The organism is Cupriavidus consociatus (assembly GCF_017814975.1).
GTDB classification, from domain to species: domain Bacteria; phylum Pseudomonadota; class Gammaproteobacteria; order Burkholderiales; family Burkholderiaceae; genus Cupriavidus; species Cupriavidus consociatus.
Genome location: NZ_JAGIQA010000018.1, coordinates 141,543 through 160,319, shown reverse-complemented (window position 1 = coordinate 160,319; position 18,777 = coordinate 141,543). Strand labels below are relative to the sequence as shown.

At 57.2% G+C, this 18,777-nt stretch carries 17 protein-coding genes and 1 pseudogene; 6 read left to right on the top strand and 12 right to left on the bottom strand.

The features are described from left to right. Nucleotides 1-36: 36 nt before the first annotated feature. On the bottom strand, nt 37-531 hold the full coding sequence (locus J8I82_RS23805) for a caspase family protein (protein ID WP_209761321.1): 495 nt from the start codon (nt 529-531) through the stop codon (nt 37-39). Between the two features lie 418 nt (nt 532-949). On the opposite strand from J8I82_RS23805, the gene J8I82_RS23800 reads away from it, so the two are divergent. Then, a complete protein-coding gene (locus J8I82_RS23800; RefSeq protein ID WP_245180031.1) occupies nt 950-1,144 on the top strand; it encodes a SymE family type I addiction module toxin in 195 nt (64 codons plus the stop codon). A 285-nt stretch (nt 1,145-1,429) separates the two neighbouring features. On the opposite strand, the gene J8I82_RS23795 is transcribed toward J8I82_RS23800, so the two are convergent. The 9 genes and pseudogenes from J8I82_RS23795 to J8I82_RS23760 all read right to left on the bottom strand — a co-directional run bounded on the left by J8I82_RS23795 (nt 1,430) and on the right by J8I82_RS23760 (nt 10,917). Then, on the bottom strand, nt 1,430-2,605 hold the full coding sequence (locus J8I82_RS23795; RefSeq protein WP_209761319.1) for a S8 family peptidase: 1,176 nt from the start codon (nt 2,603-2,605) through the stop codon (nt 1,430-1,432). A gap of 40 nt (nt 2,606-2,645) precedes the next feature. Next, nucleotides 2,646-3,638 (bottom strand): caspase family protein, encoded by a 993-nt coding sequence (locus J8I82_RS23790; protein ID WP_209761318.1) that lies wholly within the window; start codon nt 3,636-3,638, stop codon nt 2,646-2,648. Beyond that, nucleotides 3,638-4,027 carry a TIR domain-containing protein gene (locus J8I82_RS23785; RefSeq protein WP_209761317.1) on the bottom strand — a complete coding sequence of 130 codons (390 nt, stop codon included), beginning with the start codon at nt 4,025-4,027 and terminating at the stop codon, nt 3,638-3,640. The genes J8I82_RS23790 and J8I82_RS23785 overlap by 1 nt, the downstream gene beginning before the upstream one ends. Nucleotides 4,028-4,487: 460 nt before the next feature. Continuing rightward, nucleotides 4,488-6,062: a hypothetical protein gene (locus tag J8I82_RS23780; protein WP_245180030.1), complete on the bottom strand. Its 1,575-nt coding sequence runs from the start codon at nt 6,060-6,062 to the stop codon at nt 4,488-4,490. A 123-nt stretch (nt 6,063-6,185) separates the two neighbouring features. Then, nucleotides 6,186-6,566 (bottom strand): annotated as a pseudogene (locus J8I82_RS39655) (TniQ family protein); the annotation flags it as partial. A gap of 32 nt (nt 6,567-6,598) precedes the next feature. Beyond that, nucleotides 6,599-7,582, bottom strand: a complete 984-nt coding sequence (locus J8I82_RS23775) for a TniB family NTP-binding protein (RefSeq protein ID WP_209761315.1) — start codon at nt 7,580-7,582, stop codon at nt 6,599-6,601. A 66-nt stretch (nt 7,583-7,648) separates the two neighbouring features. Next, nucleotides 7,649-7,945, bottom strand: coding sequence for a hypothetical protein (locus J8I82_RS23770; protein ID WP_209761314.1), 297 nt, complete (start codon nt 7,943-7,945; stop codon nt 7,649-7,651). Between the two features lie 5 nt (nt 7,946-7,950). Continuing rightward, nucleotides 7,951-9,918, bottom strand: a complete 1,968-nt coding sequence (locus tag J8I82_RS23765) for a TnsB C-terminal domain-containing protein (protein ID WP_209761313.1) — start codon at nt 9,916-9,918, stop codon at nt 7,951-7,953. 222 nt (nt 9,919-10,140) lie between these two features. Next, nucleotides 10,141-10,917, bottom strand: coding sequence for a hypothetical protein (locus J8I82_RS23760; RefSeq protein ID WP_209761312.1), 777 nt, complete (start codon nt 10,915-10,917; stop codon nt 10,141-10,143). A gap of 2,063 nt (nt 10,918-12,980) precedes the next feature. On the opposite strand from J8I82_RS23760, the gene J8I82_RS23755 reads away from it, so the two are divergent. Further along, nucleotides 12,981-13,232 (top strand): hypothetical protein, encoded by a 252-nt coding sequence (locus tag J8I82_RS23755; RefSeq protein WP_209761311.1) that lies wholly within the window; start codon nt 12,981-12,983, stop codon nt 13,230-13,232. A gap of 451 nt (nt 13,233-13,683) precedes the next feature. On the opposite strand, the gene J8I82_RS23750 is transcribed toward J8I82_RS23755, so the two are convergent. After that, nucleotides 13,684-14,082 carry a hypothetical protein gene (locus J8I82_RS23750; protein WP_209761310.1) on the bottom strand — a complete coding sequence of 133 codons (399 nt, stop codon included), beginning with the start codon at nt 14,080-14,082 and terminating at the stop codon, nt 13,684-13,686. A gap of 337 nt (nt 14,083-14,419) precedes the next feature. Beyond that, on the bottom strand, nt 14,420-14,602 hold the full coding sequence (locus tag J8I82_RS23745) for a hypothetical protein (protein ID WP_209761309.1): 183 nt from the start codon (nt 14,600-14,602) through the stop codon (nt 14,420-14,422). Nucleotides 14,603-15,294: 692 nt separating this feature from the next. Between J8I82_RS23745 and J8I82_RS23740 the strand changes: the two genes are divergently transcribed. Genes J8I82_RS23740 through J8I82_RS23725 form a run of 4 tightly spaced genes read left to right on the top strand, consistent with a single transcriptional unit; the run spans nt 15,295 to nt 18,733 of the window. Beyond that, complete coding sequence (locus J8I82_RS23740; RefSeq protein ID WP_209761308.1) at nt 15,295-16,074, top strand: ABC transporter ATP-binding protein; 780 nt, start codon at nt 15,295-15,297, stop codon at nt 16,072-16,074. A gap of 2 nt (nt 16,075-16,076) precedes the next feature. After that, entirely contained in the window at nt 16,077-16,781 is a 705-nt protein-coding gene (locus J8I82_RS23735) for an ABC transporter ATP-binding protein (protein ID WP_011296176.1), read from the top strand. Between the two features lie 21 nt (nt 16,782-16,802). Next, nucleotides 16,803-17,690, top strand: a complete 888-nt coding sequence (locus J8I82_RS23730) for a branched-chain amino acid ABC transporter permease (protein ID WP_209761307.1) — start codon at nt 16,803-16,805, stop codon at nt 17,688-17,690. 14 nt (nt 17,691-17,704) lie between these two features. After that, nucleotides 17,705-18,733 (top strand): branched-chain amino acid ABC transporter permease, encoded by a 1,029-nt coding sequence (locus tag J8I82_RS23725; RefSeq protein WP_041680796.1) that lies wholly within the window; start codon nt 17,705-17,707, stop codon nt 18,731-18,733. Nucleotides 18,734-18,777: the final 44 nt, after the last annotated feature.

The window sequence follows — 18,777 nt, the reverse complement described above, 5'->3', positions numbered from 1 at the left end:
TCGTCCGCCTCGCCCAAAGCCTCATCGACATGCTGCTTATAAGGCTTGTTGATGCTTACAGTAACTTGGGTGGATTGGCGCCAACCCCCCATAGCACGCATCCATGACGAACAGGACGTGCTTCGCACGAATGAGCTCCGCGTTGCGCGTAAGGTCATCCCATCGAATGAAGGTACTGTAGTCGTCTAGTACGGCATCGTGAGGGACCAAGAAACCGATTTCACCACGGCTTCCCGTTAGTGTCTGCCCGTGCCCGGCAAAGAATACGAAGATGCGATCGTCCAGACCTATATCGTCCTTTGTAAATCGGAAGAAAGCACGAAGAATGTTTTCCCTCGTCGCCTCCTCGTCAAGCAGACAAGTAACGTTGGCCGCAGGAAAACCAAATTCATCAACCAAAATGTCTCGCATCTCTGCGGCGTCGTTGCACGCGTACGAAAGAGGTGCTGCATTCTTGTAAGCATTGATGCCGATGATCAATGCTCGACTCTCCGTGTAATGCGTCTTCAGCAGGAAGCGAATGTCGCGCATGATTGTTATTTTTGAATTTTACGTAAAAAATATGGGGCGGCAGGCTAGCTACCTTAATCTTCTTGCAGCTTCGAAATATTTATTCAAGGCGGCCCCTTACTGGTAAGCGCTGGCATGCTCTGCCTGATTGACGTCCAACAACTCGGAATATTCTCATTGCCCTCACTACCGGGATTCCATAGCCTTGCGGTTGGTGCTGAACACACCTCTCGTAGCGGTTTGACCGCGCCCGACAGCAGGCGGCTCTTTTTGTGTCCATAGCCTTAGCTAAGGCCGGGTAGCGCGCATTCATACAAGACCCGAAAGGGAAAAGATGCGGGCCGTCTACGAGCGGTGTTCAAGTACCTGGCCGCCCCGTCGACCTGGGGTGAATTGAATAATCTCGTAGGGATTCGCTATGACATCAGATGCGACATCTATGCACGTGCGCAACATCAAGACAGGGCGCACGCACTTTCCAGTAGTGCCGGGTCGCAGTAATAACTTCACCGGCTTACGAGCCATTCCTTGGATTCGCTTGCAGGGTGCTTGGCTCGAAGAGGCTGGATTTTTGGTGGGACAACCCCTCAAGGTGGAGGTGCAGCGCAAGCGTCTCATTATTTCTCCGAAATAGCACCCCTGGGGCTAGGATCAGCAAACCGATTGTTATCGAGAACTATGCAGCGGCCGGTACAAGTGTCAGAGAACATCGAGCGGCGCAAGCCGCTCGATGTTCTCTGACACTCAAACTGGCCGATCCATGCAGTCGATCGACTCAGGATTAACAACAGCTCGGCAAACACAAGGGCCGGTGTCAAGGGCAATTGATACGAATTCGGCACGATATTCGCCGACCGATTACCGCCTGGTGCTCGGCGCAGAAGCGCTCATTCTTCTGTGTTTTGGGATAAAACGAGCGTCAACCCTGTGGCGCCATTACGAGACCTTGCCCGATGTCGGCTTCATCAGTGTTTGCTACGAACTCATCCTTGCGGGCATGTGCCAATAGTCTCGCCATAACATTCTTAGCGGTCGGACGCACGCCGGATCTACGCACTGAATCCCACCAAAGGGCCGCGATGCCAGCCACATGAGGACATGCCATACTGGTCCCGCTGATCGTGTGCAGCCCGCCATCTGGCCATGCCGAGGTAATGTCCACACCAGGGCCGGCAATCAAGGCAAGACTATTGGAAAAATTGGCGACGGCGTATTTTGTACCGGCCCGTCCAACTGCTGCCACGGACACTACATCAGCGGCTGCAGCAGGGAGTGCAGCCGCAATTCGATATTCTGGATTCACTGCACGCCGGCTCTCATTGCCCGCTGCAGCGATTACCAGCGGCGCCACACCGAAGGCAGTCTGCGCCTTTAGAACGCTCATGATTGCATCAAACATTCGTAGGTTACCGCGGTATGCCTCCAGCGCATTCGACGTCGCGAGATCGACGGGCCAACCATCCTGGGTCAGTCTGGTGACCATGCCCGGGAAATCGAAACCGAGCGACATAGAGATGATGTCAGCACGCTCCTGCATCGCCCAGATGAGCGCATTGAAGACCATGTCGGACTGCCCCGTTCCGTCGTCTCTGAGAACTTTGCCAATTACTGCGCGGTTCACGCCCCTAGCAACACCGATGCGCTTCCCTACATCGCGCCCGAAAATAGTTCCAGCGCAATGCGTCCCGTGGCCATTACTATCGCCATCGCCACAGCCGCTAAAATCCTTCTCAATCAGAGTAATTCCATCAAATGCCGGATGAGTACGATGGATTCCGGTGTCCAACACCGCCATTGTCACGCCAGCCCCTGTGCACGGACTCTGGCTAGCACCAATAGCCTCGATTCCCCAATTCGGCTCCGACATTTCCGAGGCCGAAGCGTCGGAAGTCAGAGGTGTGATCAATCTGGTTGGCATTGCCGGTGTGATCATCTCCACCAGAGGATCACCCGCTAGCTCGGCGATGGCGTGATCCGGGATTCGTTCGGTCGAAAGATTTGGTAATGCCCTATCCTGCGCCTCCAACGCGGGGCCGAAGTTCCGCAGCCCTGTTTGCTGTGTGGCATCACGTCGGAGGATAATGTAGCGCTTCATATCTCTTATTCTGATGCAGTGGTTCAGCGGGTCGAAGTCATCACAGGCGCTTCATTTCGGCGAGCTTGCGATAGTGCGCTCCGAGCGCAGTCAGTCTGCAACCTTTGGACTCGATAGCCGCGTAGTACATGTGTTCGGCGTCCACCGGAACGACGAGGCCGTGCCGATTGCATTTTTGCAACTCTTTGAAAACTCTAACGTTGTCCTCGTTGACCGGAATGCTCCTGAATTCTTCAGGTATGTTTTCGCGATCTGGCTCGAAAGAGGGATCGAGCGCAAAGACAGTGGCCGGCTCCGGAAAGTAAGTCGGCAGCCGACGAAGCACATCAAACGGAATCTTGGGCTCGACTTGGCGAAGCGTTACAAAGCTTTGAACGTTTGCCTTGTAGATGGGGCGCTGTTCCCACGCCCCCAACGTCTGGTCTACATGGGAATAGAGCGCCGCTGGCGTAATGTTTCCACGGATGTCAGAACATCCTCCCTGAAGGCCATCGAGAAGAATGTCCGTAAAGACCCCATGGCGCTGCCCGTCCTCTGCGGTGCCCTCACGATGGCATGCGGTCAAAATAGTAACGCCGGTACCGATCACCGATGGGCTGCCGACAGGCAATCCCGCTACTTCACCGGCATAGCCCGAATGGCAGCAGTCTAGGATAATGACAGTCGAACGAATTCTTGGATGTGCGTCATTCGCGAGCCCCAGAATTTCGGCCAACGACATGCCCCAGGCGCCACGGCGACCATCGCTGCCGACGATATAGCCAGCATTGGTCTCCGGGTTAATAATCCCATGACCGGCGAAATAGAGCAGCGCAGTCTCAGCGTTACCGCCCTTAAACAACTCGGAGACCGCCAATTGAAGCGCAGCGTTTCCTACATCTGCGTCATTGCTTGTCAGAGTTCGGACCGAGAAGTTTGGCGACCCATCCCCATTCGCCTCTAGCAACCGGGAAACGGCCGTCGCATCGTTTACACATCCGCGCAAAGGGCTGGCGGGATAGTCGTCGATGCCGATGACGAGTGCTCTCTTCATTAGCGGGCTCCGCCCACGAGCTTCTTGAGGTTATCCCAAGTCCATTTATAGAGCTTGTCGGTGTCCTTGGCTGCTTTGGGCTTCTTGCAAGTCTTGTCCGCATATCCCTGGAGCAGGAAGTATGAGACGCCCTCCTCCTGCGCAATCTTAACCTCGGCACTCACGCCCGTCGCTGTATCGGTGTGCTCGCCGCAAATCACGCAAACGACATCGACAGACTTGATCCTTGTACGAGCTTTGGCCTTCCAATCGTCATTGATATGTTCCTTGATCGACCAGTCTGCAAATTCGAAAGGGCTGTCCTCGTTTTTTGCTTGCCCCACGAGAAATGTTTTTAGCGTCTCGTCGTGGTCGTAGTCAAAACTGATGAAAACCCTTTTTTTAGCCATTGCTTGCTCCGTTCTAAATTAAAACATCCGCGACAACAACAACCTATTTACAACAACAACAAACGCCGAGGGCCATGCCCAACGCCTTTCAACTCCTAACAAATTCAATGACTTCGAGTTCCGCTGCCGCGAGTAAATGTCGAGGACGCCGGATGTAACCGCCGTTGGGGCCAACAACTGCCACTACGAGCGCCTTTCCCGAATGAAGTGGGTACACACTCTCGCTAGAAGGGCAAAACTATAGCAAATAGACCTCTGCTGCTTCGCCCGTTTGCAAACAGTAGTTGTCGCGCGTATTCGCCACTTGTTTGAATTTGCGGTATGTATTTTATTCAGCACGCACCTGAAGGTCAGCCTCGTGTTTTGCCGGACTGATAGCCAGGGAAAGCGCAGAGCAAAATATGAGTCCGGCGCACTCCGCGCAAGATAAATGGACGTAGCTGACTGGTGTAACGGTAAACTACTCTACGGACTCGTTCCGCTTCCAGTCTCGAAAGATCCGATCCACGTCCTTCTTCGCATAAAGCCTGACTAGGTGCGGGCTTGAACCTGATGGCGCCTCTTTCGAGGCAATCTCACCCCGATTCTCCATGTTGGGCAAATGCGATCTGTTCAACCCGAAAATGGCACCGGCTTCCTTGGCAGTGTAGTACTGGCTCTTAAGCTCCCGGATCGATCGAAGATCCTCTCTGGTTATCAGGCGTAAACTTCCTAAGTGTATTGTCGACGCACCCGCGTGCACCGCTAGGCCGTGCTCCAAATGTACGCGAGAAACGCCGAGCAATAGTGCGGCCTTATCTATCGTTATCCAGTTGTGGCTGCCCACAAGGTTCTGCAACGTTTGCACAGAATCAATGGTCACTCTCCATTCGCGAGATAGATCTCCAGATGGCTTCAACCTTCCCTGTCTCACCAACAGAAGCGCCTCGGCCCATGGAATTTCGAGTTGATTCGCTGCCTCGACCAAGGTCATTGAGTCCGGCTTACTCGGCGGGAGATATGCAGGCCTTCTCCCTGTGGCCGTAGGATAGCGCTTTAGATCTCTTAGCTCTTCCAGATTCACACCAACGAGATCCTCGCGGCGGAAAAGATAGAGCAGACTGCCGTCGATTGTTGGACCCGCGACGGGCTCAACACCGACTGCCTTTAGCTTCTCTGTGAAATTTGTAGAGTTCTGACCTACGGTGCGAGCCAAGACGCCGCCAAACACGAAAGTCTGGTTAAAAGCATCGACATCGGCCTGCAGACACATCAGCTTCTTGGGGTGTCCTGGCGTTTTTACCTGTTCGGCCTTGAGCCAGCCAAATTCTATGACGCTTCTGACTGCTGCATCATAGGCACCGATGCGTGCCGCCGTCTGCTCAAGATCCAGATAGCCGAGGCATCGCTGCTCCGCACTCTTAAATTGCTTCAACGTGCGCAGCGAAGTCAGCCCCACCTTCTGATCGAAGCCACCAGAGACCCGCTGGCCTCCTTCGATCTCTTGTACCACTGCAGCGAGTGACATGGTTAGAGGCTGAGGCACCCCGTCGGCCGTCTTAACACAACTTACATCGCAAAGAATCTTATTCGTGGCAGCCTTGCTGACCATCTGTGCAGCGGCATGGAGTCCGGAATCGAAGTCGAGGAGTCCTCTCTCCACAAAATGCGTCATGTGCGATTGCTTGATCCCGAGTGCCATCTGAGCCTGACGCTTGGTCAAAGGTGCGTCATCGATGGGTACATGCTCGGTGGTTTTCCTGCAATGCTTCAGTGCCTCGAACGCAAGTGAGGCACACATCGTCCCTTCCCGCATTAGCAAAGGTAGCAGCACCAGCCGCGGGTGCATGATTTGCCGATCTACGTATTCCACAAGTTCCGACGCGTCGCGAGACTGGTGCCACTTCGCAGTAATATTGATAGCCTTCAGAGCTTCCTCAGAACGCCTGCCCTCATCTCCCAGAACCCGCGATACGCCAATAAAGGTGTAAGCGGCAAGGACAGCGCAAGGATCACCTCGACGCACGAGATCAAGCCACCACTTTACTGCCGACACGTCGACTTCAATTGCCTTTGCGAGCGTTAGATCTCCTCCACAGTTGCACCGATCCAGATATCGACGGTTGAATCCCAAAGGTGAATTACAGACAGGACACGTTCGAGGCATCAGTACCCCGTGTATTGGACACCCCGCAAAGGGAAGCAGCGCCCAGAGGCGTCGCCAGTACGGATCTTCCCCGAGGCACACGGGACAGAATGCTCCCAGTTCGCAGCCAAAAATGGCTTCCGGAAAAGCGAGGGCGCCAACCATTCGGTCTGCCTCGGACGTCATTGCCGACCGCACATAGCTGAGCTGCTCTATTTCGACATCTCGGATCCCACAACGCCAAAGAATCCTCCTAAAGCGCTCGCGGTTGCAACAAGCGCTTTCCGCATATCCCCAAGAATCCATGCCCAGTAGAACTGAAACCATGCTCTCTGGACTTTTATAGCCATTCTCACCGGAGGCACGTGTCAGAACACTCCCCGGACTCTCCAGCCAGGACCCGTCGTTCACCATGATCGGCAACACGGCCAATGGTTGAGAGTCCATCATAGCCTCCTGATGGCCCGACCCAATGTACGCTCGTCTGCGGTGAAGGGATTCTCGCTGCAGGAACGCAGCCTTACCGAATCGAAGTTATCAACCGACCAGACAGCAGCCAGATCCTGCAAAGTAAAACACTCACGTCCCTCCCTCACGGCTCGCTTAGCGGCGTCCGCAAGAAGCGTCGTGGTAAACGCGATGTTTCCGCCGGCGCCAACATACATGCGCAAGACGTTCGTATATACCTCAAAGTCAGGCATATCCCTGATAGGTGTTCGTTTGATGATCTCGTTGCGCATCCCCAACAGGAACCCTTGCAGTAGCCCCGGATCCTTCGGTATTCCCGGTGTGAACGGGTGAAGCGTAAATTTCGGAAATCTTCGTGCCATCTGGGGATCATTCCTAAACAATTCCAGTCCGCCTTCAGCCGCCATCAGGCATACAACCGTCTTACTCTCAGTTATCTTCTTAAGTACACCTTCAATGGGCGCAGACAAGCGTTTTTTATGTGCCATTTGATGCACCTCATCAATAAGCGCAACATAAGTCTCGCACTGGTCAAATTGTTCGAGAATGCGCGCCATCTTGCTTTGTGGGCTTCCGCCAGCCGGATTCGCGTCGTGAAGTTCACGTAGCATTGATTCCTCCAACGCCTCGGCAGATAACTTCCCATCGATGGAGACATAGAATGCATGCCGAAGCTTGATTTCACATCGACGCTTAATTCGCGTAGGAGTATCGTCAAGGTCTTTTATGAGCTGCTTGGCCAATCTTGTCTTGCCCATCCCCCCCTCCCCCACCACCATGCAGCCACGCGACTCCTCAGAATAGGCAGAGTCGCGAATACACTCTCGTATGCCCTCCATTGCCAGCACGTAATCAGGGTGGCGGATGGTAATGGCTTTGATCTGCCCATAGACTATGGATGAGGCATCCCCTTCCGCTTGTGATAGTGACTTCGGCAGCGAGAAATGAGCTTGTGTCGGCATGATCAAATCTCCTTGACTTCAATGGCAGTCGGATGAAGACGTTCCTGCCGAGCAACACCAAGCTTGTCAATCGTTTCGTTGGCGATAGCCCGGTCCTTTCCATCCGTGATTGCATAGCGATACCCGAAGGTGCTCGTTAATGAGGCGGATCGCGAACCCAGCCTTGCCCAATCCGGTCACGGGCGCGTAGATCAGGCTTACGGAAGCACATGGAGCGCCATCGAGAAGTTTGCGTATGCTAAGCATGGCGCTGGCGACTTTGGGGCTGGGAATTGTGGTGGCCTTGATTCCTCCGTCAACTCGGGACGGCGTATCGCGACGCTCCAACACCTCAGTTAGGGGCTGGCAGGTAAGTTCGGCCATGATCATTACTCCTCGGCATCGAAGGCCTTTGGACGGCTACGGCGCGGCAGCGTCTCGTCATCTGTGTTCGCCGAATCGTCATTGGTAGTTCCCGTCGATGGCTTTCGAGGAACCCCAAGATCAGAGGGTCGGTAAAGGCCGCGATCTTCTACAACCTTTTGCGCCTGCGCAGCCTTTTCGCGCAGGTCTTCCATTTTCCGCATGTTGATCGTTCGGATCTTTTTTCCTGCCGCTACCGCATCCTGTGCCGCCTGGAGGACCTTATACTTCGCGTACAGAAGACCATACGGCCCGAGTTCGGCCACATCACGTTCCGCCCATTGCTTCCGCTCTTTCAAGCAAGCCTCGTGTAGGTCAAGGGTAAGGCCAGCCGTGTACTCGGGCTCCGTCGATTCGGCACGAATCGACGGCATTCCTGGACCATCCGGATTCTCGACAAGCACGTAGCTGAGGTCGAGTTCGTCGATCAGCATCACCACGTCTTTTTTTCCTGCGCGCTCCAGGGCAGCTAGCGTCGGGCTATACCAATCGAGGGTGATGTAATGATGGACACGGCCGTCATTGATCCTGCAGTTGATTGGCTTGCGGCAGATTTGATCGGCATCCTCCTCCGTGTAATAGAGAGGCTGTACAAGCCGGACCGATTCATTCCAAAGTTTGATTGGAGCCCTGCCGGTACCGCTATGCGGCCGAACGTGGTAGTCGTTGTCAGTCCAGTCGTCGAATCGAGCGATGAAAGCCCCCAGACCGAGGCAGGCTTTCTTTTCCGCCGGGTAGTGTCTGCGATCTTCTGGCTTGGAGAATGTCGTACCCGGAAAGTGGTGGCAGAAATTCTGTACGGTTCCATTGAAGGACTCGATGAAGGCTTTGTCATTTGGGTCCCTCACTGCTGGCAACTTAGTACGGATGCCGAGCTTATCCGTCGCGCGCATCAGGCCCGAGTTCTCAAATTCCGATCCAAAATCAGGAGTACCGGCCTCCGGTATGCCGCCAGGCTTGCCTCGCGTTGGCGCTGTGATCAGATCCTTCAACGCAGCTAGTGCGGCGCACGCCGATGGCGGTAGCATGCTGATGTGCCGACCCACTAGGCAGCGCGAGTAGATGTCCAGATATGCGGTCATCCAAGGTCTACCCAGGACTTCTCCTGTGTCATCGTGAACAACCAGAATATCGAGGCATACCGAGTCGTACTGCACGTATTCGAGGACGCGGCGACATTTTGTCTTTACCCCTGAAGCTCTCGCTCTCCTGTCGGCGACGTCTTTGCCATATTTCGCCACGTCGACATCGTGAGGGTCGAGTTTCGCTACCCTTCGCTGGATACTCCTACGACTCATGACCTCACCTTTCCTTAAGGTCAGCAGCCTTCCTGTCTCGGCGAGGCGTCCGATTAGATATGCATGCAGGTCCGCGCACGTGCACTTCTCGGGCTGTAGATAGTGCTCATGAATTACGAAATCGAGTGCATCCTCAACGTCCGCGTCGAACCTCGGGTGCGAATTGCCATGAGGCTTGTGGTCGCGCACAAATGCTTGTGTCCCCCTGTCAATCAACCGGGCGACCCATCGTGTCACGGTCCGGGGATGAGGCATGTCCGTGTCAACCCCGAGGCTAGCCCAGTAGCCGGGCAGCCACGCTGCTACCTCACGTTCCGACCTCGGATGCAAGAGAACACTGATTGCCGCCTGTGCACACCTGAGCTTCAGGAGTGCCCTTTGTAGGCGTTCGTCCGATATCCCGAGAAGTATCGAACTCTCTGCGCTTTGCTGCAGTATCAGTTGGCCGTTCCGGACAAGGGTGTCAAACTTCTGGCGTTGCATCGTTATTGCCCGCTTTCCACCGACTACAGCAAAATAACGAACCGCCCCGTTGTGATTAGAAACAATCTCGTACTGTGTCCCAACTAGTTCGAACCGCATACCCTCGTAGAGTACGATGTCGGCGCTAGGCGTCGTCGATATCTGGGCATCCATGATGATCTCCATTCCGTGGTTCGGGCCGTGGGCGGATTGTCAGCGCCACGATGGTCCCCGAATAAATATCCGTAATCACGCATACCTCCGGCCTACAAAATTCACCGGCGTCATCTATTACAAGCACATCGCCCATGCAGCAGTCCAATGACACCGGACCGGCCGTAGGAAATTCCCCGAACTTCATGACATGTTTCTTCATTGCACTTCTCCTTTCTGACACTACCGATGTCCGTGCGCTGTCGTTGCACAGCGCGTCAAGACGGTTTCATAGTTGACTGGCTTCGACAGGTCGACCTCGAGCAGGCCGACGAACATGAGGAACGCCACCTCCTCACCGAACTGTTGGCGTAGCGCTCCATAGGTTGAAGGAAGATAAGCCCGCAGGCGTTCAAGAATCAGTTCTTGCGTCACCGCGGTAGGTACGCAGGTGTACTGGGAGTACAGGTATCGGAGGTTGCTCAGCGGCAGCCCACACGGCAGTTCGTCTGCATAGACGATCTGATAGTCGAGTCCCCAACCTCGCATCACACGCTGCGCTGTCATCACCTTCTCCATCGCGCGGTGACTGGTCTTGCTTGGTGACACCTTCACTTCGCGGTAGTGAGGAATCCCTTCCCAATCCAGGGCTATAAAGTCGACGATCTGCTTTGTTCCATCTGGCAGGGGTACGGCGAGCGCCTGCGAAACGAAGGCTTGAAACGACCTATTGCGCTCGAGCTCAAGAGCGAAAGCCGACTCGAGGCTGGATTCGCAGGAAAAATAGATGTTCACGCCATCCCGGGCGTTCTTTTTACTTGGAAAGCGCTCGACTCGGAAGCCGACGACGCCCGCCGCTGGTTTTCTGCATCCCCTTTGCTCTCCTGTGATCATGGGTGCGACGTTGAATGCCTCCTCGGTTGCGACAAGGATTGCCTCACAGCGCTCCAACGCTGTCGCGGTCAGATCGGATGAGCATTGCGGCCGTGCTATCCGAATTCGGTCATCTTCGTTGGACATCAGTCACCTCCATGCGCGGGTGCAACCATCACGACGCCAGTCAGCACCGTATGTTCAGCACGGCACCCTCTTCGCCTCCTAGGGCGCGCACCTGCTGAGTGGCGGCAGCTCAGACATTCAGTATTAGTCAACGTAAACAACTGAAAAAAGCAAGAACAATTCTCATATAGGTGAGTATGTCGATGTTTTTACTGCAAAATTCTCCGCCACCTCATGTACAAAAATTTTGATTATTTTTTCATTCCTGCAATCGCGAAAGATACGTAGCTGACGCGATCGGCTTTTTTGACGACAATGAAGACTTCCACACTCTCAAGGTTGGGCGCGTCTACTGCTGTCGCTGCTGAGAGCGCTATTGAATGCAAGACGCCACCGCTCGAATTCCTCGTTTGCAGCCGCAGGCTCCAGCGCCCGACGACGTGCTTGAGCCCAGACGACGGACAATCTCAGCAAGCATGGAAAGACGTCCGGCTCAACCGTTGCGTCCTTGAGTTCGAGCACCTCCACCCCCCGATTGCTAGCCCAGGAGACTAAGAGGCGGGTGGGTTCAGGCAGATGGCCGTCCGTGATCACTTGACAAGGCATTCGCACCGACATGGCGCGGTCTAACGCGGATGCGAGTTGCCCTTCGCTTCGAAGTGAGAACACTCGAGAGCAGAGGCATTCAGGCAATGCCCGCCTACAAACGACGACGACGAGGTGGGCGTCGGAAGCAGGCACCCAGGAAAGCCTGCGGAACGTGATAAGGCAATCCCCGGACTCCGGGCTCTGTGGGTCTGCGTGAGCGCCCAAGCATTGAGCGTCGGCAACGCGCATTGGCTTCATGGCATCTCCGAGTGTCGAGAGAGCAAGCAAAGCACCAATGCGGTTGGTGTGAAAAACGCGAAGCTGTGTGTGTCGTAAGGACGAACTAAAGGATCACTTTCCAGCCTTTTTTGGCTTATGGTGTGCGAATTTGACAGGCGGCTATGCGTATTCACACACCATGATGCGGTTCGCTCATCGTCGCCTTCTCACGCTCAGCGATCTCCGCCTAGGAAGTCTTCCCAGTCCCATGCATACGCACAACCGAGAGGCTCAGGATCGCTGGTCACAACGGGCTTAGTGGAATGTGCGACGTTATGCTCGAAATACGTTCGGGACGGCTCGGGAATCTCGCTGACCCTAACATACCGAAGGCCACCGTCCTCATGGACAGGCACCCTTGGCAGGGTTGGCCTGGAGGGCATTTCCTCGGCGCCTACAAGCGTCACAGCAATGGCACGAATGACGAGATCCCATAGGCGCGCGGACCACCGGGGATACATATGTACCTCTCCGGCCAGCATTGGGAACAGATTTTCGTCTACTTCGACGCTGTAATCAGCGATCGGGCCGGAACCCGTTCTCCATATCTCTGCGGTGCCCAATGTGCGACGCCTCGCTCGGTCACCGCCAGGGAGAAGCTCAACAGTAACAAGCAGCATCTCTTCACTCCTTGCCAAACAACGTGGTGAACAACTGTGGTCCCTTAGCGTCTCGTTCACCAGCGGCCACCTTAGTCTGGCGGAAGCCGAGAACCGGGATTGAATTTACCCTTAGTTCAACGGAGGGCCCGAATCCTTCGCATCGGAATAGCGCTGGAGATACGATTCTGCTGCCACAAAGCGGGAAGTCACATCGGCAGAGGCATGCACAGAGTTGAATTTCGCCCACAACGCCCAAACGTAATCCGCATCGGAGCACTGCCCCGGCGACCCTTCCAAGGAATAAAGCCGCCCCGAGACGGTAGTTGCCCAAGTGCAAGATTCATCCATCGCGACAATGGCGGAGCTAACACGCGCCAGGCCGGTCGCCACGTTTTGACCAACTAGGTGGCACTGTTGCTGATCCGTCTCGATGACCCTCCATCGCCGCAGGACAATCCTCGGCTCCTCGTCTACAGGTTTGGTAGACCAGATCGGCATAGCACTCCCCCGCATTACACTGGCATCGCGGCGACCTCACCGCTCTTGCCTCCGTACAACTTGGCGACCAGCGTCCTTGAGCCGCCTCTATTCCTGGAAGCGGTTGGAGGCTGGGCGATGCCTAGCGCTCTCTATGAAATCGGCATTTCACTTCTTCAGGAGGGGCGCGACGAATGCCGGCCTCGACGGATTTCTCCGCCGACCGCATTGATCGGCAAGACGCCGCGCACCAGCCGTGATCTCGGTGGCCACCCGATTCCTGCGGTGGGTACTTTTACCTTCGGGTTGACGGATTTCACACACCGGCCGCGCTACGCCGTCTGCTTCGTGGCGCGCGTCGGCGTCGTCTCGGTGCAATCGGGGGAGTAAAGAGTCAGCCGTTTCGTCATCATCGTCACCCTACAAGAGCGGAGGACTTAACGAACAGGCCTATGCGGAAGGTGTGTTCATTTACACACTATACCAACCATCAAAAATCTCAAGCGTATTTGCACATTTCCCATAAAACTAGGGGTTTTTCTTCTTCTAAGCCAAATTCTGAAGATCGAATCGCCTGACTAAGTATGCGAATTTTCACACCGGACAGCCGCCTGTGTTAGTTACACCTGCCAGGATACGAAACAAGAGCTTCCAGTGCTCGCCAGGTCAGCCGGGCGGAGAGCGCGGTGACCATGACGAGACTTCGGTTGCGCGGCGCGTCAGCTCTCACTGGCGGTTGCCATCGCGGCGTTGGCAAGCGATATCGCGCAAAAAAAGGTGTGTTGCCGGTCTCGAAGCGCTGAGGCGTCCGAATCGAATAGAGCGCCTTGATTGCGACTTGCTATACATCCTGTGTGAAGGCTTCTTTCGGGGCAGCCACAGCGGGCTCGACTTCGGCACCGGCTTCCGCGGGGCAACACCGTCGACATAGGACGGCAAGGAGCGTGCCATTCGTCGGCTGCAGCACAACGTCGCTCACGATCCGCATGTCGATCTGGTACACGGCGAGGTGCCAGGCGGTCATGTCGACCGGCGCGCCGCAGCGGGCACAGGTTTCAACGGGACCCGATCCGGGATATCGCACCGGGATATCGTGTTTGGCAAGTACCGAGGGACGCGCCGCGGCACGACAGTCACAAGAGCAAAACTCCTCCATCCAGAGGTAGTCACCGACATCCGCGACCGGCAAGGTATCCGGAAAGAAGCTGAGCTTTTCGAAACATGCGGAAAGCTCATACATTACCGCCTCACACCACGTGCCGCATTTCATGCAGGGTCCCATGTCGCCCTCCCGTCTGAGAAGGTCTCGTTAGTTCCGATCGCACACCGCCGCCTTGCCGCCTCCCACACCACTTCTGCGCAAGAGGCCCGAGGGCTACCCACCGTTACCACGCTGGCCCTTTCGGCGCGTCGAGTAGATGCTTCAGGATATGACAGCGAACCGCAGTGCTGCATGCGTGGGCACTGCCTGTCGAACTAGGCGCACATTGGTAACGGCCGTTTGGCAGGGTGCGCGTTCCGGAGACTGTTTGTTCACAAGAAGCGCTGGCGTGTCTGCGGTCAGAGTGACCGGCCGCTCATCCCACTTTCGAATAGCCCGTCCGCACACGGGTCACGATCCAGTCCACTTCGGTGCCACCGAGGTCCCACTCTGTCTGCTTGCTGCGAATGCCCTCTTCTACTAGCGCGAGTAATGTGTCGCCGCCGCTCCAATCCGGATGCTCGACAGTCTTTTTCCCGCAGTAGTGCAGAAGTTGCACGACCAGGTCCTGGCACATCCGTAACGCTCGGTGCGCTCCTGCTGGCTGAGTCCCACCACAAATCTTCCGTCGACCACGCGACCGGCAAGCTTGGGCTGCGCCCCCGCCAGCGCGGCTGGAAATGGTTCATGCGGAAAAAATCTTCCGGGATGTCGATCCCAGTCATATCAGTCGTGCCTTCGTGTCGTCCTTAGGATACCGAAAGCCGCCAAGCAAACACCGGGCGCTCCTTGAGCACCAAACCCACGCGGCCCGAAGCAACTCGTTGCTATCCCTCATATAACGGATACATCAGCAAAGCCTCGTCGGCAACCTCGCGTAAGCCGTCGTAGAGGCAAGTAGCTCACCGCGTGCGCTGCACAAGGGTGCTGCGCACGCGAGATCGCTACTCTCCCCTCCGTTGACCGCGTTCGGCCACGAAGCGTCATTCGCCTCCACCGACGCGTGGACGTTAGTGTGTCCGCTCCGCTCAAGCAACAGACTCTTGTTCGCAATCGCTTCTCTCGCCTTTGTGGCGCTTCGACACGCCCTTCGTGTCCTGACGTCCGGGACAATTCGCGAGTGGCGCCCGGCTGGCTGCGCGCCTCCGACATATACACAAAAAGTGTCAATGACTAACCAATAATATATTGGACGTGTATTAGTTGCAGCCATATTCTCCAGAAGACCCAACAACGGGCGCGAAAATGACCATGGCAAGCAATCTCATTCTTGAAACCGTCGGACTGAGGAAAGAATTCAAGGGATTTGTCGCCGTAAACGACGTCAGTCTCAAGGTCAGGCGTGGGCACATCCACGCGCTGATTGGTCCGAACGGTGCAGGCAAGACCACCTGCTTCAACCTCCTTACCAAGTTCCTGGATCCCACGCGCGGCACCATACGGTTCAACGGTGCCGAGATCACCGGCGAGAAGCCGGCGCAGATCGCACGCAGGGGCGTGGTGCGCTCCTTCCAGATCTCGGCGGTGTTTCCGCACCTGACCGTGCTCGAGAACGTACGTATCCCGCTGCAGCGCAGGCTCGGGATTTCCTTCCAGTTCTGGCGCTCGCCGAAAGTCCTCGCATCGCTCGACGACAGGGCCATGGCATTGCTCGCCGACGTCGGACTGGAGGACTTCGCCGACATGACGACCGCCGAGATGCCGTACGGTCGCAAGCGCGCGCTGGAAATCGCCACCACGCTGGCCCTCGACCCCGAGCTGATGCTGCTCGACGAGCCCACGCAGGGCATGGGCCACGAGGACGTTGACCGCGTCATGCAGCTCATCAAGAAGGTCTCGGCCAATCGCAGCATCCTGATGGTGGAGCACAACATGAAAGTGGTGTCCGGCATCTGTGACGCCATCACGGTGCTGGCGCGCGGCAGCGTGCTGGCCGAGGGCACATACGCGGAAGTCTCCGCCAACCCGCAGGTCATCGAGGCCTATATGGGCAGCGCCGATGCCGCGCTCGCTGCGCCGGGAGGGCATTGATCATGGCGACGGAATACCTGCGGGTCACCGACCTCCATGCCTTCTACGGCGAATCGCACATCCTGCACGGTATCGATTTGCTGGTGAACGAGGGAGAGTGCGTGACCCTGCTCGGCCGCAACGGGGCAGGCCGTACCACCACCCTGCGCGCCATCATGGGCCTGACGGGGCGGCGTGCCGGCTCGGTCATGATCGACGGCCGCGAGGCAATCGGCATGCCGGCCCATCGCATCGCGCGTCTCGGCGTCGGCTTTTGCCCGGAAGAGCGGGCGATTTATTCCAGCCTCTCCTGCGAGGAGAACCTCCTGCTGCCGCCGCAGGTGGGTGGCGGCGGGATGAGCCTCGAAGAGATCTACGCGATGTTCCCCAACCTCCACGAGCGGCGGCATAGCCAGGGCACGCGGCTCTCGGGCGGCGAGCAACAGATGCTGGCGATGGCGCGCATCCTGCGCACCGGGGCGCGGTTGCTGCTGCTGGACGAAATCTCCGAGGGACTGGCGCCGGTGATCGTGCAGAAGCTCGCCCAGGTCATCCGCGACCTCAAGGCGAAGGGCTACACGATCGTGCTGGTGGAGCAGAACTTCCGGTTCGCCGCGCCGCTGGCCGACCGCATGTACGTGGTGGAGCACGGCCAAATCGCCGCGGAGATCCACCAGCACGAGATTCACGAGAAGCAGCACCTGCTCCAGGAACTCCTGGGTGTCTGAGACCGCTGCGGAGGAGACAACATGACAACGATTCTGGGAGTCCCGCTACAGGGGCTGTTGGGGCAACTCGTGCTCGGGCTGGTGAACGGCTCGTTTTACGCGATTCTCAGCCTCGGGCTTGCCGTGATCTTCGGCATGCTCAACATCATCAACTTTGCCCACGGCGCGCTGTTTATGGTGGGCGCATTCGTCGCCTGGGCGGCCCTGGAGTATCTCGGCATCAGCTACTGGTGGTCGCTGCTGGCGGCGCCGGCGCTGGTCGGGCTAGCGGGTATCGCCATCGAACGCGGCCTGCTGCGGTGGCTGTACAAGCTCGACCACCTGTACGGGCTGCTGCTCACCTTCGGGCTGGCGCTGATTATCGAAGGCCTGTTCCGCTTCCAGTTCGGCGTCTCGGGGCAGCCCTATTCGATTCCCGAGGAGGTGGCCGGCGCCTTCAACCTCGGCTTCATGAGCCTGCCGAAATACCGCGCGTGGGTCATCGGCGCCTCGCTCACAGTGTGCCTGGTGACCTGGTTCACGATCGAGAAGACCCGCCTCGGCGCCTACCTGCGCGCCGCCACCGAGAACCCAAGCATTACCCAAGCCTTCGGCATCAACGTGCCGGTGATGGTGATGCTGACCTATGCCTTCGGCGTGGGCCTGGCCGGGCTGGCCGGCGTGCTGGCAGCACCGACGGGGCAACTAAGTCCGCTGATGGGGTCGAACCTGATCATCGTCGTGTTCGCGGTGGTGGTGATCGGCGGCATGGGTTCCATCCTTGGCGCGATCGTCGCCGGGCTGGGGCTGGGCGTGGTCGAAGGACTGACAAAGGTGTTTTATCCGGAGGCGTCGGCCACGGTGGTCTTCGTGATCATGGTCATCGTGCTGATGGTTCGGCCGGCAGGCCTGTTTGGCAAGGAAAAGTGAGGTCGAGTATGAAAATGAGAAATCTTGGCTACGGTGTCCTGCTGCTGGGCGCGCTGGCGGCCCCGGCCGTGCTCTATCCGGTGATGCTGATGAAGGTGCTGTGCTTCGCCTTGTTCGCCTGCGCCTTCAACCTGCTGCTCGGCTATACCGGCCTGCTCTCGTTCGGCCATGCGGCGTTCCTCGGCACGGCGGCCTACATATCGGGCTACGGCATGAAGACCTGGGGGCTGACCCCGGAACTCGGCCTGCTGCTCGGCACGGCCGTCTCGGCTGCCGCGGGCTTTGTCGTCGGGGCGCTCGCTATTCGCCGGCAGGGCATCTACTTCGCGATGATCACGCTTGCGTTGGCACAGATGTTCTACTTCCTGTTCCTGCAGGCGCCGTTCACCGGCGGCGAGGACGGCATGCAGGCCATTTCGCGAGGCAGGCTGTTCGGCCTGATCGACCTGGCGTCGGACCTGCGCATGTACTACTTTGTGCTGGCGATCTTCCTGTTCGCCTTCTGGCTGATCCACCGCATCATCCATTCGCCTTTCGGCCAGATCCTGAAGGCGATCCGCGAGAACGAGGCGCGCACCACCTCGCTGGGCTACGACGTCGCGCGCTACAAGCTGCTGGCCTTCGTCCTCTCGGCGGGCCTGGCCGGCCTTGCCGGGGCCACCAAGACCCTGGTCTTCCAGTTTGCCACGCTGACCGACGCGCACTGGCACACCTCCGGCGAAGTCGTGCTGATGACGCTGTTGGGCGGCCTTGGCACGGCCTTCGGCCCGGTGGTGGGCGCGGGCATAGTGGTCGCCATCCAGAACGCCTTGGCCGACAAGGTCGGTTCCATGATCACCGTGATCATGGGGAGCATCTTCGTCGTGTGCGTGCTGGCGTTCCGCCGCGGCATCGTCGGCGAGTTGAACGCGTTGTGCCAGAACATTGTAGGCAACCGCCGCGGCCGGCCCGCACCGTGCCACGCTGCCGTGCCGGCACCAAGTCATGACGAAACGCCCGCCGGAGCAGGCGTGCCTGGCCGGCGCGTGGAAGGAAAGGCATGAAATCTGGCGCTGAACGGAACACCCCATATCTATCCCCACAGTAG

Excerpts from the sequence above, each read along its gene's own strand:
- J8I82_RS23730 (WP_209761307.1), top strand. The coding sequence starts at position 16,803 with ATGACAACGATTCTGGGAGTCCCGCTACAGGGGCTGTTGGGGCAACTC.
- J8I82_RS23725 (WP_041680796.1), top strand. The coding sequence starts at position 17,705 with ATGAGAAATCTTGGCTACGGTGTCCTGCTGCTGGGCGCGCTGGCGGCC.
- J8I82_RS23765 (WP_209761313.1), bottom strand. The coding sequence starts at position 9,918 with ATGGATGCCCAGATATCGACGACGCCTAGCGCCGACATCGTACTCTAC.
- J8I82_RS23795 (WP_209761319.1), bottom strand. The coding sequence starts at position 2,605 with ATGAAGCGCTACATTATCCTCCGACGTGATGCCACACAGCAAACAGGG.
- J8I82_RS23755 (WP_209761311.1), top strand. The coding sequence starts at position 12,981 with ATGCCTAGCGCTCTCTATGAAATCGGCATTTCACTTCTTCAGGAGGGG.
- J8I82_RS23785 (WP_209761317.1), bottom strand. The coding sequence starts at position 4,027 with ATGGCTAAAAAAAGGGTTTTCATCAGTTTTGACTACGACCACGACGAG.
- J8I82_RS23775 (WP_209761315.1), bottom strand. The coding sequence starts at position 7,582 with ATGCCGACACAAGCTCATTTCTCGCTGCCGAAGTCACTATCACAAGCG.
- J8I82_RS23790 (WP_209761318.1), bottom strand. The coding sequence starts at position 3,638 with ATGAAGAGAGCACTCGTCATCGGCATCGACGACTATCCCGCCAGCCCT.
- J8I82_RS23750 (WP_209761310.1), bottom strand. The coding sequence starts at position 14,082 with ATGTATGAGCTTTCCGCATGTTTCGAAAAGCTCAGCTTCTTTCCGGAT.
- J8I82_RS23740 (WP_209761308.1), top strand. The coding sequence starts at position 15,295 with ATGGCAAGCAATCTCATTCTTGAAACCGTCGGACTGAGGAAAGAATTC.
- J8I82_RS23760 (WP_209761312.1), bottom strand. The coding sequence starts at position 10,917 with ATGTCCAACGAAGATGACCGAATTCGGATAGCACGGCCGCAATGCTCA.
- J8I82_RS23735 (WP_011296176.1), top strand. The coding sequence starts at position 16,077 with ATGGCGACGGAATACCTGCGGGTCACCGACCTCCATGCCTTCTACGGC.
- J8I82_RS23800 (WP_245180031.1), top strand. The coding sequence starts at position 950 with ATGCACGTGCGCAACATCAAGACAGGGCGCACGCACTTTCCAGTAGTG.
- J8I82_RS23770 (WP_209761314.1), bottom strand. The coding sequence starts at position 7,945 with ATGGCCGAACTTACCTGCCAGCCCCTAACTGAGGTGTTGGAGCGTCGC.
- J8I82_RS23805 (WP_209761321.1), bottom strand. The coding sequence starts at position 531 with ATGCGCGACATTCGCTTCCTGCTGAAGACGCATTACACGGAGAGTCGA.